The organism is Pantoea sp. RG18, assembly GCF_025910075.1.
GTDB classification, from domain to species: domain Bacteria; phylum Pseudomonadota; class Gammaproteobacteria; order Enterobacterales; family Enterobacteriaceae; genus Pantoea; species Pantoea agglomerans.
This window is the reverse complement of the sequence record NZ_JAPCIL010000002.1, coordinates 1,240,764-1,253,168: the sequence shown is the minus strand read 5'-3', so window position 1 is coordinate 1,253,168 and position 12,405 is coordinate 1,240,764. Positions and strand designations below refer to the sequence as shown.

Below are 12,405 nucleotides of genomic sequence, written 5' to 3'. Positions count from 1 at the left end.
CTGCGAAAGCGGGCGCCAGGGAGAAGATGATGTCCCGAAGAGTCTGGCTGACGCTGGTGGTCTTGCTGTTAAGCGGCTGCAAAATTGTGTCGCAGCAGGAGCTGGCTGCCCTGAAAAATCCCCCCAATCCGAAAATGGCGAACATCGACCAGCTCTGGCAGCAGAAACTGGTGCCGCAGGTTCAGGCAGAGGCTAAACCGCTGGCGACGCTGATGAAGTCGCTTCAGTCTGCTAAAGACTTCGACAGTGCCTGTCAGAGCTACGGCTATCGCAGTCAGGCTGAGAATCCCTGTGTCTTCAGCGTCTCGGTTAGCGGCGAGGTGACCGCCGTAAATACCACGTCACGCAGCGGGAAGATGACCGTGAAAGATGAATCAGGTGACAGTGTCACAATTCAGGTGGGGCCGATCATTCGTGGTACCGCTTTGCGGGATGTCTACAAAGGCGTGAGCTATCAGGACTTCAATGACCAGGTGCTGTTTGGTGATTACGGCAAGGCGATTAACCAGCACGCCTCCACTCTGATGCAGCAGTTTGCGCCGAAGGTGGGCGATAAAGTGAGGGTTTCCGGCGTGTTCAGCAGCTGGGACATTCCGCAGCAGCTGCCGGATATCACTCCGGCTGCGATCACCCGGCAATAAGGAGCGGCAGATGCAAAATCCTCAACCGCAACAGTCCGGCGACGTGATTATCGAAACGCGCAACGTGTCGCGTCTTTATCCCGGCGTGACCGCGCTCGATCAGGTCAGTTATCGGGTCTACCGCAATAAAGTTAACGTGCTAATCGGTGAGAACGGCGCCGGTAAGTCCACCATGATGAAGATGCTGGCGGGTGTAGAGACGCCGTCGTCGGGCGAGATTCTGCTGGATGGCAAGGTGGTGTCGCTGAACTCCACGCATCAGGCGGAGAAGCAGGGGATCAGCATCATTTTTCAGGAGCTGAATCTGTTTCCCAACATGAACGTGATGGACAACATCTTTATCGCCAATGAGTATTTCCAGCGCGGGGTAATCAATGAAAAGTATCAGTACGCGCTGGCAAAGTCGCTGCTGGAGCGGCTGCAGCTGGATGTCGATCCTTACGCGCCGCTGGGTGAGTTGGGTATTGGTCATCAGCAGCTGGTGGAGATCGCCCGGGCGCTGTCGAAGGATACCCGGGTACTTATCATGGATGAACCGACCAGCGCCCTGAGCCAGTCTGAAGTGAAAGTGCTGTTTAACGTCATCGATCAGCTTAAGCGGCGCGGTGTCACCATTATCTACATCTCTCACCGGCTGGAAGAGCTGATGGAGATTGGCGATCACATCACCATTTTCCGCGATGGCCGTTTTATCAGTGAGCGCGAGGTACGGGACGCCAGCGTGCCGTGGATTATCGCCCAGATGGTGGGTGACAAGAAAAAGCAGTTCGACTATCAGCCTGCGCCACAGGGGGAAACGGTGCTGGAGGTAGAGGGCCTGACTGCGCTGCATCAGAACGGCGGTTACAAGCTTAATGACGTCAGTTTTACGCTGCGCAAAGGCGAGGTGATCGGCATTTATGGTCTGCTGGGTGCCGGACGCACCGAGCTGTTCAAGGGGCTGATTGGCCTGATGCCCTGTCAGTCGGGCCGGGTACGTTTAGCGGGCAGGGATCTGGCGAAGCGCAGCTTCCAGCAGCGGCTGAAAAGTGGCATAGCGCTGGTGCCCGAAGATCGCAAAGGCGAAGGGGTGATTGAACTGATGTCGGTCACCGCCAACATGACGCTCTCTGACTTCAGCCTGCGCGGTTTTCGACGTGCGCTGGGGCTGTTAAATCCTGCCAGGGAGCAGCAGCGGGTCAGTGAGATGATCGGCCATCTGGCGATTAAAGTCAGCGATCCCGACCTGCCGGTTACGGCGCTGAGCGGCGGTAATCAGCAGAAGGTGGTGCTGGGTAAAGCGCTGATGACCGGGCCGCAGGTGGTGCTGCTGGATGAGCCAACGCGCGGTATCGACGTGGGTGCCAAAACCGACGTCTATCACCTGATTGGCAGTCTGGCACAGCAGGGGCTGGCAGTGATGTTCTCCTCGTCTGAACTGGATGAGGTGATGGCGCTGGCGGACCGCATTTTAGTGATGGCCGATGGCCGGATTACTGCCGATCTGCCGCGCGCAGCGGCGACGCGAGAACATCTGATTGCGGCATCAACCCCGCAGGAGTAAGAGCCTGACCCATCAGGCTATTTTATTTGTCCGTCTGAACCTGGGCAGTGGTCACACAGGCTGCTTTAGCAACCTGAACGCCCGTCAGGGCGGCCCTGAAGGGGCGAGCACAGCGAGTAATCCTCACGTACTGCGTGTACGTGCCGGTTGTTCCGCGCTGTCCGTGTCCAGACTGCCTGAAACTATTACGCCTGGCGGGCCAGGCTCTAAGCTGGCCGGAGAATTTCATGAACCAAAAATATCTGCTCTATATGTACCTGCTCAAGGCCCGCACCTTTATTGCGTTGCTGATTGTGGTCGGCTTTTTCAGCGTGATGGTGCCGAACTTTCTCACCCCCTCTAACCTGCTGATCATGACGCAGCACGTGGCGATTACCGGCCTGCTGGCCATTGGTATGACGCTGGTGATCCTGACCGGCGGTATCGATCTCTCGGTGGGCGCGGTCGCCGGGATCTGCGGCATGGTGGCGGGCGCACTGCTCACCAATGGTATCCCATTGTGGGGCGGCAATACGCTGTTTCTCAACGTGCCTGAAGTGATTCTGGTGGTGGCCATCTTTGGCGTGCTGGTGGGGCTGATTAACGGCACGGTGATCACCCGACTGGGCGTCGCACCCTTTATCTGCACCCTGGGCATGATGTATGTGGCGCGCGGTGCGGCGTTGCTGTTCAACGACGGCGGCACCTATGCCAACCTGGTGGGAGTGCCCGCGCTGGGCAACACCGGCTTTTCGCTGCTCGGCTCCGGCACCGTACTGGGCGTTTATCTGCCAATCTGGCTGATGCTCGGCTTTTTACTGCTCGGCCTCTACCTGACGCGCAAAACCCCGCTGGGTCGTTACATCTACGCCATTGGCGGCAATGAGTCCGCCGCGCGACTGGCGGGCGTGCCGATTATCAAGGTGAAAGTCTTTGTCTACGCCTTTTCCGGCCTCTGCGCGGGGCTTGTCGGGCTGGTGGTGGCCTCTCAGTTGCAGACTGCGCACCCGATGACCGGCAACATGTTTGAGATGGATGCCATTGGTGCCACCGTGCTGGGCGGCACGGCGCTGGCGGGTGGACGTGGCCGGGTTTCCGGCTCGATTATTGGCGCTTTCGTGATCGTCTTCCTGGCGGATGGCATGGTGATGATGGGCGTCAGCGATTTCTGGCAGATGGTAATCAAAGGTCTGGTGATTGTGACTGCGGTAGTCATCGACCAGTTCCAGCAACGTCTGCAAAGCAAAGTGGTGCTGCTGCGTCGCCATGAAAAAAAGCAGCAGGCAGCCCCCCTTACTGATGTTCGTCACAGTTAACAGGAGCGATTATGAGCCGCGAACAACGTGGAAAAACAGTGGTGATAACCGGTGCCTGTCGTGGCATCGGGGCCGGGATCGCGGCGCGTTTCGCCCGCGACGGGGCCAGGCTGGTGATGGTGTCGAATGCTGATCGGGTGTTCGCTACAGCCGACCAGCTTCAGCAGCAGTATGGCAGTGAGATTCTGGCGCTGCAGGTCGATATCACGGATGAAGCTGCGGTGCAGCAGCTCTATCAGCAGGCCTTTGAACGCTTTGGTCAGATCGACGTCTCGATACAGAATGCGGGCGTGATCACCATTGATCGCTTCGACACCATGCCGAAAAGTGACTTTGAGCGGATTCTGGCGGTTAACACCACCGGCGTCTGGCTTTGCTGTCGTGAAGCGGCGAAATATATGGTGCAGCAGCGCAGTGGCAGCCTGATCAACACCTCATCGGGGCAGGGACGACAGGGCTTTATCTACACACCGCACTACGCCGCCAGCAAAATGGGGGTGATAGGCATTACCCAGAGTCTGGCGCTGGAGCTGGCGCCGTGGAACATTACGGTTAACGCTTTTTGTCCTGGCATCATTGAGAGTGAGATGTGGGATTACAACGATCGCGTCTGGGGCGAGATCCTCAGCAGCGAGGAGAAAACCTACGGTAAAGGGGAGCTGATGGCGGAGTGGGTGAAAAATATTCCGCTGAAGCGTGCCGGTCAGCCGGAAGATGTCGCCGGACTGGTGGCGTTTCTGGCATCAGAGGATGCGCGATACATCACCGGGCAGACCATCAATGTGGATGGCGGGTTGATCTTCTCCTGATGCGGTGAGAGATCGCAGGCCTGCTGTAAAAGCAGGCCTTTTTCTGACCCGGACTTTTCTGTTATATGCACAATTCGCCGCTGCTGTCCTGCATCGCCGTCACAATATGTTAAGGTAATAGCTGATGATTTTTCTTTAATTGCAGCTACGAACTAATCAATGTGCCGGGTGACATGATACGGAAAACAGGGGTTCTCTCTTTGATTGCGCTGTCGCTGACTGCCACGCAGAGCGCCCGCGCCTTCCAGACTGAAACAGCGGTGTCAGAGACGCCATTCGACAATCCTGCGCGCTACAGTCAGTCGCTGCCGACGCTCGGCGGTGCCAGCGATCAGGATGAAGAGTGGAGCAAAAAGCTGGCGGCCGTGGCCAAGAGTATCGGTGAAGCGAGTAACAATAGCGACAGCAATGTCACGTTTGGTCAGCAGGCGGGCGTCTGGGCGTTCAATCATCTGCGCGATGAAGTGGCCGATCGGGTTGAGAGCGAAGGGCAGTCACTGCTTTCCCCTTACGGCACCGCGCAGCTGGATCTGAAAGTCGACATGAACGGAAACTTTACCGGCACCGGCGGCGATCTCTTCAGCGCACTGGCCGACGAAAACAGCCGGCTCACCTTCAGCCAGCTTGGTCTGCACGATACCGGCGATGGCCTGGTTGGCAATGCAGGACTGGGGCAACGCTGGGATGCCGGTGACTGGCTGCTGGGTTACAACGGCTTTGTTGACCGCGTGTTCAGCAGCGGCCTGCAACGCGCCTCTGTGGGCACGGAAGCGTGGAGCGATTCAATGCGCTTCTCGGCCAACTACTATCAGCCGCTTTCCGGCTGGAAAAATCTGGGCGATTCGCAGCAGCAGCGCATGGCGCGCGGCTACGATATTACCAGCCAGAGCTATCTGCCCTTTTATCGTCAGCTGGGCGTTTCGGTGAGCTATCAGCAATATCTGGGTGAGAATGTCGATCTGTTTAACAGCGGCAACCGCTATCACAATCCCTCCGCCATGTCGTTTGGCCTCTCTTACACTCCCGTGCCGCTGGTGACGCTGTCCGCTACCCATAAAACCAGCAGCGCCGGTGAGAGTCAGGATCAGCTGGGGCTGAAACTCAACTATCGCTTTGGCGTGGCGCTGCGACGTCAGCTCGATGCCGGAAACGTCGCGGAGGCGCACTCCCTGCGCGGCAGCCGTTACGATACCGTCACCCGCAGTGATACGCCGGTGCTCGCCTTCCGTCAGCGCAAAACGCTGTCCGTGTTTCTGGCCACACCGCCCTGGCAGTTAAGCAGTGGCGAGAGTCTGCCGCTGAAGCTGCAGGTGCGCGCCAGCAATGCTATCAAGGCGGTAAGCTGGCAGGGCGATACGCAGGCGCTGAGCCTGACACCTCCGGCCAATAACGCCGATCCGCAGGGCTGGAGTGTGATCTTACCGCAATGGGATCCGTCGCCAGACGCCAGCAACGAATATCGCCTGTCGGTAACGCTGGAGGATAGCAAGCAGCAGCGTGTGACCTCTAACTGGATCACCCTGAAAATTCAGCCACCGATGACCGTGGACGAGGCCCCGCAGAACGATCGTTATGATTTGATGGCACCCGGTGGCACCACACTTTAGCAGGAATGCTTTACTGCACAGAAAGGATTGGGGGGAGTGAATAGCGGCGGTGGTGTGCAGACGGCGTTGTTAACGTCTGCAGGCCCGACAGCGGTTACTGGCAGAGATAAGTTGTCGGGTTGACGAAGGCGCGGGTGCGGCAGAGTGACATCACTATTGATCCTGAAATAACAGCGGGAATCGCCGGGTGAAAGCAGGAACGACGCTGCGCTGCGGGCAGGGTATTGATATTAAGAAGGCGCGGGCAGCGCCGCCGTTTAGCGCAGCGGCCCGGTTATCAGTTAACCATGCTCATCACAATACGCACCGCTCTGGCGTAGACTTCTCGCTGACCGTTTACCGACCGTGCCTGCTGATGCTGCAGGAATGCAATTATGTCCTGTAAGCCTGCCGTCTTGCCTGACTTCAGCAGGCTCGACACGGCCTGCCCTACAACGGCATGGACGTCAGCCATATCTGCCGGTTTATCGGTACTCAATAGAAACTCCAGCGCAACCGTTCTGTTGAATAGCACCTGAAGAGGCAACACTCAGGCGATTCAGCTTTATCAGCCTGGTCACAGGTTTTTTATAAGCCAGCATCATGGCAGGGCCTTAAGCAGCTTTTCGCGCAGCGTTGCCACCTGGGTTGTCAGCTCACCAAGTTCACTACAGGCGGTATCCATCACCGAGATCATATCAGCCGGGACGCCAGCCGCCGCGACTTTAAGCTGGTGGCCCTGTTCTGTCAGGGAGATCAGTACCCGGCGCTCATCATTTCCCGTGTCACGCTGGCGGCAGATAATGCCCCCGCTTTCAAGCCGCTTCAGAAGCTGGCTGAGCGTGCCGGAATCAAGCCGGACACGTGCACCAATATCAGAGACGGTCAGGCGATCTTTCTCCCACAGCACCAGCAGCACCAGATATTGCGGATAGGTCAGACCCAGCGGTTTTAACCGCGACTGATAGAGCTTTGTCATGGCAAGTGAGGCGGAATAGAGCGCAAAGCAGAGAAACTGGTCGATGGTTTCAGGCGCTGCACTGGCGGGAGGCGTATCGGAGATCCCCGCGGGTTCGTCATTCATATCTTTACTCATTCTGAGTCCGGGGTGGGACAGCCAGACCCCAGGCTGTTGGTCAGCCGTGAAGTCTCGCGAATAGTATCTCGGGGAGATGTTGATTTCGGCAGCATCTCTTTCTGGTGTAAGACACCAGACTTTTAAGCGCTATCGCAGCGGGAGAAAAAGCCTTTAGCTGCGCCGCCGATTGAAAGTCGGCACAGTATTGAGTCAAATTAAATTGAAGTCAACATAACCGGTCGCAACCCTTGCGCACAACGTGCGCCGGGTGCAACGCAGCTAAGATCGGCAGGACAATTTCAGCATTTAACCCAGGCTGAAGCCGCCCGCCGATAGGGCTTATACGGTGAAGGTCTCTACCATACCGCGCAGGTCGCGCGCCTGGGCCAGCAGTGACTGCGATGCAGAAGAGGACTCTTCCACCAGCGCGGCGTTATTCTGCGTGACGCCATCCATCTGACTCACCGCAATACTGACCTGGGAGATGCCCTGCATCTGTTCACCGGAGGAGAGGGAGAGGTTGTCCATAGCATCGGCCAGTTCACCGACGCGGCTGACAATCTTCAGGATGCGCTCACCCGTTCCGGCCGCTACGGTCACGCCATCCTCGACCTGCGTCACGGCCTGCTCAATCAGCTGCTTGATGTCGCGTGCTGCGGTGGCGCTGCGCTGGGCCAGCGAGCGGACTTCACCCGCGACCACGGCAAATCCGCGGCCCTCTTCACCAGCGCGCGCGGCTTCTACGGCGGCGTTGAGCGCCAGAATATTGGTCTGGAAGGCGATGCCTTCAATCACCGACGTAATATCGCGTACCCGAACGGCACTCAGCGAAATGTCATGCATGGTTTCTGACAGGCGCTGGACATCTGCTTCGCCCGCCTGGGCCAGGGTGGCGGCCTCGCGCGCTGAACCGGCAGTCTGCTGCGCGCCCGCGGCGTTGCTTTTTACCGTGGCGGTGAGCTGCTCCATGCTGGCGGCCGTTTCCTGCAACGCAGCAGCCTGCTGCTCGGTACGGGATGAAAGCTCGGTATTGCCCTGCGAAATCTCATCGGCCGCCAGCGCCACCGAGGCGGATGCCCCTTTGATCTGCGTAACCAGTTCGCGCAGGTTGGTCTGCATGCCGCTGAGCGACGCAAGCAGGCTGGTGCTGTCGCCACGGCGCAGCGTGACCGGCGAGGTGAGATCACCGGCGGCAATCGCAGCAGCCAGCGTCTGAGCCTGCACCGGTTCGCCGCCCAGCTGGCGCATCAGTATCCGCACAATAAACGCGCAGGTGACGACGGCAGCCAGCACGGAGAGCACCGCCAGGATGATCAGTATCCAGGTGGTGCGGGCGATAGCGATGCCGTTATCCACTACCGCATCCCGGCTGCTGCGCATCTCAAGCTCGGTCAGATCGTTTATCGCCTTCAGCAGGCTCTGCTGAGCCGGACGCGCCACCTTTAACAGATAGTCGGTGACCTCCTGCTGACGATTTTCCATCCCCAGTTTCCCGGCGGTCATCAGCGTGGAGAGAGCGGCCTCTTCAGTGGACTCGATTCTGCTCATCGCCTCCCGTCCTGCCTGTCCGGGGTCGGTCTGCATCATGCCTGAGAGTGCTTCGCGGTTGCTGATGTAGAGCGTCCGCTGTTTTTGCAGACGTTCCCATTCTGGCTTCATGGCAACGGGATCGGTCAGCAGAGCAAGGTTACGCACCGCGATTGCCATATCCCGCACGCCACCGCGCATATCCAGCACCGTCTGGTACTTTTTCAAACGGACATTAACCACCTCGTCCATACCATCGCGAGCGCTATCCAGCGCGTGAATCGCGGTGCCGGTACAGATAATAAACAGCAGAATAAGCAAGCCAAAACCTGCGCTAAGGCGCGTTGAAATTTTCATCTCTCGTTCCGAAAGAGTTCATTGGGTAAACCGGTATCGGCAGGCGAGAGAACTTCTGGAGAGTTACGTTTAACTAAATTGTTCGCTATTTAATTTAACGAAATTAAAAACTGCACGTATACCCACCCCGTTATGCCACAAAAATCGTAACGGGAGTGATAACGAAATTCCGGCCAATATCCTGATAAATCGCTTTTTATCGCCTGACGAATGTGCGCCTTTTCGCGCTTTGTAGCCGCGCGATACGCCAGCGTCATAACCCGTTAAAAACACCGGAATGCACAAATTTAACCGGACGGGCCTGTTAATCTGGCTGCTGCTGCCGATAGAACACTATTCGACATTGATGACGTAACCGACACGCATCGGGCTTCGCAGAACGTCTGCCTCACTGCCGTAAGGCGGGTGAGAACGTGCGAATGCGATGAGTAAAAATAGCGGAGGGGTGATAATTGTCGGCAGCTTAGCAGACATTGTATGAGAAGTACGCCCCGGTTTTTTACTGAAAATTAAAACAAAACTCTGACACTTTCCATCACCGGGAACTAACGCATGCGCCTGAAACTTTTCTGGCTCGCAATGCTGAATATTGCGACCATCATTTTACTCTCCACGCTGTGGGAATTCGGGCTCGAGGCGTGGATCTCCAGCCTGCTGGGCCTGAGCTATGATCCCGATTTTGAAACCAGCGAGCGGCTGCGGTTTATCCTGACCTCCACCTCGTTTGCCGGACTGGCAATGATTATTCCGGCGCTGCTTATCGCGGGTCTGATCCACAACACGCTGCGTGCGGAAAAAAATGCGCTCAGGCTGGCCGGAACTGATGCGCTGACGGGAGTCATGAACCGCCGATCGTTCACTGCACACATTGCTGCGCTTGATGCCGACGGGACGCCCTACACCCTGACGCTGCTCGACATCAATGACTTTAAGAATATCAATGACCTGAACGGTCATCGTCAGGGCGACGCCACGCTGGTCGCGCTGGCCAATCTGCTGATCGCTTCGGCGGATACCGGGAGTCAGGTGTTTCGCATCGGTGGGGATGAATTTGCCATTGTTGCCCAGGCTTCACAGGCAGATCAGGCGCTGGCCGCCGCCGAAAGCTTCTGCCAGCATGCGGTATCCATCCGGACCGGTCCGCACACCTTCCTGAGCCTTTCAGCAGGCATCGCCAGCTCAGCCTGCACGGGTCAGGCCGATGTCGTGCGGGCGGCGGATCTGGCGCTGTACGAGGCGAAGCAGGATAAGTGCGCCTGTCTGGCACGATTCTCCCCGGACATGGAGCTGCGCTTTCGCCAGCGGGAAAGGCTGGAGCAGGAGGTTGTTGCCGCCGTTAGCGGACATGCCATCGTTCCCTTTCTGCAGCCGCTGGTTTCACTGCGCACTGGTAACATTACCGGCTTTGAGATACTGGCGCGCTGGATCACTGCGTCCGGTCAGACGGTTTCACCTGCAGAGTTTCTGCCAGTGGTGGAGCGGCTGGGGTTGATGGACAGCATGACCGTGGCGCTGCTGCAGGATGCTGTCAGTGCAACCCGGGCATGGCCAGCCGGGCTCTGCCTGTCGCTGAACATTACCCCGGAGCAGTTGCTGAGACCGTCGCTGACCAGCTGTTTGTCCAGCATTATGCAGCATGCCGGGCCGGTAATGCTGGAACTTGAAATCACCGAACAGAATGTCATGGCCATTTCTGACGATGCCCGCCAGGCGATCCGTCTGCTGAAAGAGGCCGGTATCGGAGTGGTGCTGGATGATTTTGGCACCGGCTACTCCAACCTGTCGGTTTTGCTGGGGCTGGGTATTACCAAAATCAAAATTGACCAGACGTTTATCGCCGGAATCGTGACCGGATCTGAGCAGCGAAAAGTGGTGGAAACGCTGCTGGCACTCTGTCAGGGGCTTAATGTGATCATTACTGCTGAGGGCATTGAGGATGTTGCCACGCTGAGGTGGCTGAGAAAGCGCGGCTGTGATTATGGTCAGGGATATCTCTTCAGCCGTCCGGTTCCTGCCGGGCAGGCCACCACGTTGCTGGCGTCCGCTAACGTGGAGGAATTGATGCAGGAAGAGGCGATGGCCGTTAGCTTAGTCAGGTCGCTGGGCTGAAAGCGCGTAACACTCTCTGTGGTCGTGTTTAAAACAAAAAACGGGCCCGGCGGTCAGAGCCGGGCCCGCTGTCACATCAGAACTGGTAAATCAGACCCAGGGCTGTGATGTCGTCGGTCGCCAGGCGAAGCGGATTGTTATCTTTCAACAGGTTGATGCGGTATTCACCATAGACCGACATGTTCTTGTTGAAGTAGTAAGTGGCACCCACGGCGGTGTATTTAATGATGTCGGCATCGCCGATATTCTCAATTTCCTTGCCTTTGGATGAGACGTAACCCACGGACGGACGGAAGCCGTTCAGGAACTGATACTGCGCCACGGCTTCAAAGTTCTGCGCTTTGTTAGCGAAACCGCCAGTAATTGGCGTGGCGTTCAGCGTTTCACCGTACATGGCAGCCAGATAGACCTGGTTCGCATCATATTTCACCGAGGTCGCCCAGTGCTGGGCTTTTTCGCCTTCTCCGCGTGCGGCAGCGTTCTGCGCCGTGGTGCGATCCAGGCTGGCAAACGCGCCGGCAAAACTCAGGCCGAAATCGAAGTCATAGGAAGCGGAGAGGGCGAAGCCGTCGCCGTTGGAACGACGCACGCCGTCAATGTTACTGCTGCGATCGTTTTTGCCCTGATACTGCGCGGCAAGGTTTAAGCCGTCGACCAGACCAAAGAAATTGCTGTTACGCCAGGTCAGCACACCGGTTGAGCGGCCAGAGAGAAAGGCGTCGGTATAACCGGAGTCGCCGCCGAAGAACGGCAGCATATCGGTATAACTCAGCACGTCATAGACCAGGCCGTAGTTACGTCCGTAATCCAGCGAACCCGCCTCGCCAAACTTCAGGCCAGCATAGCCCAGACGGGTACGGTTGGTGGCCTGGGCGTCACTGCCCTCGGAGTTATGCAGACTGTACTGATACTGCCAGAAACCGTAGCCGGTAAGCTGGTCAGTAATCTTTGTCTCGCCTTTAAAGCCAAAGCGGGCATAAGAGGAGGTATCACCATCGTTGTTGTTATCGTCAGAAAAGAGGTGTGACACGTTAATCTTGCCGACCAGATCCAGCTTATTGCCATCCTTGTTATAAACTTCTGCGGCCTGCGCGGAGGAGAGACCGATCAGTAACGGCATGACAGCCGCCAGTAAAGTGCGCTTCATCATTTAATTATTACCCTGTATTCATTAATTATTATTCCCCTGGTATGGGGTGAAAAGAAAATGACACAAAAAGGTAAAACTACAAAGTGCAATAAAAGTAACAAAATGTGATGTCTATATTCAGCTGATGAATAACAGCCAGGAACAGAAGATTAAATTGTAAAGTAATAAGATTTTCTTCTAATAAGTAATCATGAGTTATCTGATTTTATATATATTTATCAATGGATTGTATTTGTGTGTAGTGGTCTTAAATGGGCTTTTTTTGTACATTTTTAAATCAATATAACCCCTGATTTAATTATGGGTGATT

The 12,405-nt window shown here is 56.6% G+C and carries 10 protein-coding genes; 6 read left to right on the top strand and 4 right to left on the bottom strand.

Annotated elements, in window-relative coordinates; genetic code table 11:
• Positions 1-29 precede the first annotated feature (29 nt).
• The 5 genes from OK409_RS06315 to OK409_RS06295 all read left to right on the top strand — a co-directional run bounded on the left by OK409_RS06315 (position 30) and on the right by OK409_RS06295 (position 5,895).
• Positions 30-641, top strand: coding sequence for a DUF2291 family protein (locus OK409_RS06315; RefSeq protein ID WP_010245779.1), 612 nt, complete (start codon positions 30-32; stop codon positions 639-641).
• 10 nt (positions 642-651) lie between these two features.
• Positions 652-2,184 (top strand): sugar ABC transporter ATP-binding protein, encoded by a 1,533-nt coding sequence (locus OK409_RS06310; RefSeq protein ID WP_264366870.1) that lies wholly within the window; start codon positions 652-654, stop codon positions 2,182-2,184.
• A 227-nt stretch (positions 2,185-2,411) separates the two neighbouring features.
• Complete coding sequence (locus OK409_RS06305; RefSeq protein WP_010245772.1) at positions 2,412-3,479, top strand: ABC transporter permease; 1,068 nt, start codon at positions 2,412-2,414, stop codon at positions 3,477-3,479.
• A gap of 11 nt (positions 3,480-3,490) precedes the next feature.
• Positions 3,491-4,288, top strand: a complete 798-nt coding sequence (locus tag OK409_RS06300; RefSeq protein WP_010245769.1) for an SDR family oxidoreductase — start codon at positions 3,491-3,493, stop codon at positions 4,286-4,288.
• A gap of 173 nt (positions 4,289-4,461) precedes the next feature.
• Positions 4,462-5,895, top strand: a complete 1,434-nt coding sequence (locus OK409_RS06295; protein WP_171820329.1) for a YchO/YchP family invasin — start codon at positions 4,462-4,464, stop codon at positions 5,893-5,895.
• A gap of 277 nt (positions 5,896-6,172) precedes the next feature.
• Here the strand turns inward: OK409_RS06295 and OK409_RS06290 are convergent, their stop codons facing one another.
• The 3 genes from OK409_RS06290 to OK409_RS06280 all read right to left on the bottom strand — a co-directional run bounded on the left by OK409_RS06290 (position 6,173) and on the right by OK409_RS06280 (position 8,836).
• Positions 6,173-6,373 (bottom strand): hypothetical protein, encoded by a 201-nt coding sequence (locus OK409_RS06290; protein ID WP_194709459.1) that lies wholly within the window; start codon positions 6,371-6,373, stop codon positions 6,173-6,175.
• 102 nt (positions 6,374-6,475) lie between these two features.
• Positions 6,476-6,970, bottom strand: a complete 495-nt coding sequence (locus OK409_RS06285) for a MarR family winged helix-turn-helix transcriptional regulator (protein WP_163637143.1) — start codon at positions 6,968-6,970, stop codon at positions 6,476-6,478.
• Between the two features lie 321 nt (positions 6,971-7,291).
• On the bottom strand, positions 7,292-8,836 hold the full coding sequence (locus OK409_RS06280) for a methyl-accepting chemotaxis protein (protein WP_045140425.1): 1,545 nt from the start codon (positions 8,834-8,836) through the stop codon (positions 7,292-7,294).
• 552 nt (positions 8,837-9,388) lie between these two features.
• On the opposite strand from OK409_RS06280, the gene OK409_RS06275 reads away from it, so the two are divergent.
• On the top strand, positions 9,389-10,945 hold the full coding sequence (locus OK409_RS06275; RefSeq protein WP_052271691.1) for a putative bifunctional diguanylate cyclase/phosphodiesterase: 1,557 nt from the start codon (positions 9,389-9,391) through the stop codon (positions 10,943-10,945).
• 76 nt (positions 10,946-11,021) lie between these two features.
• On the opposite strand, the gene OK409_RS06270 is transcribed toward OK409_RS06275, so the two are convergent.
• Positions 11,022-12,095 (bottom strand): porin, encoded by a 1,074-nt coding sequence (locus OK409_RS06270; protein ID WP_022625766.1) that lies wholly within the window; start codon positions 12,093-12,095, stop codon positions 11,022-11,024.
• Positions 12,096-12,405: the final 310 nt, after the last annotated feature.

Excerpts from the sequence above, each read along its gene's own strand:
- OK409_RS06295 (WP_171820329.1), top strand. The coding sequence starts at position 4,462 with ATGATACGGAAAACAGGGGTTCTCTCTTTGATTGCGCTGTCGCTGACT.
- OK409_RS06310 (WP_264366870.1), top strand. The coding sequence starts at position 652 with ATGCAAAATCCTCAACCGCAACAGTCCGGCGACGTGATTATCGAAACG.
- OK409_RS06300 (WP_010245769.1), top strand. The coding sequence starts at position 3,491 with ATGAGCCGCGAACAACGTGGAAAAACAGTGGTGATAACCGGTGCCTGT.
- OK409_RS06305 (WP_010245772.1), top strand. The coding sequence starts at position 2,412 with ATGAACCAAAAATATCTGCTCTATATGTACCTGCTCAAGGCCCGCACC.
- OK409_RS06275 (WP_052271691.1), top strand. The coding sequence starts at position 9,389 with ATGCGCCTGAAACTTTTCTGGCTCGCAATGCTGAATATTGCGACCATC.
- OK409_RS06285 (WP_163637143.1), bottom strand. The coding sequence starts at position 6,970 with ATGAGTAAAGATATGAATGACGAACCCGCGGGGATCTCCGATACGCCT.
- OK409_RS06315 (WP_010245779.1), top strand. The coding sequence starts at position 30 with ATGTCCCGAAGAGTCTGGCTGACGCTGGTGGTCTTGCTGTTAAGCGGC.
- OK409_RS06270 (WP_022625766.1), bottom strand. The coding sequence starts at position 12,095 with ATGATGAAGCGCACTTTACTGGCGGCTGTCATGCCGTTACTGATCGGT.
- OK409_RS06280 (WP_045140425.1), bottom strand. The coding sequence starts at position 8,836 with ATGAAAATTTCAACGCGCCTTAGCGCAGGTTTTGGCTTGCTTATTCTG.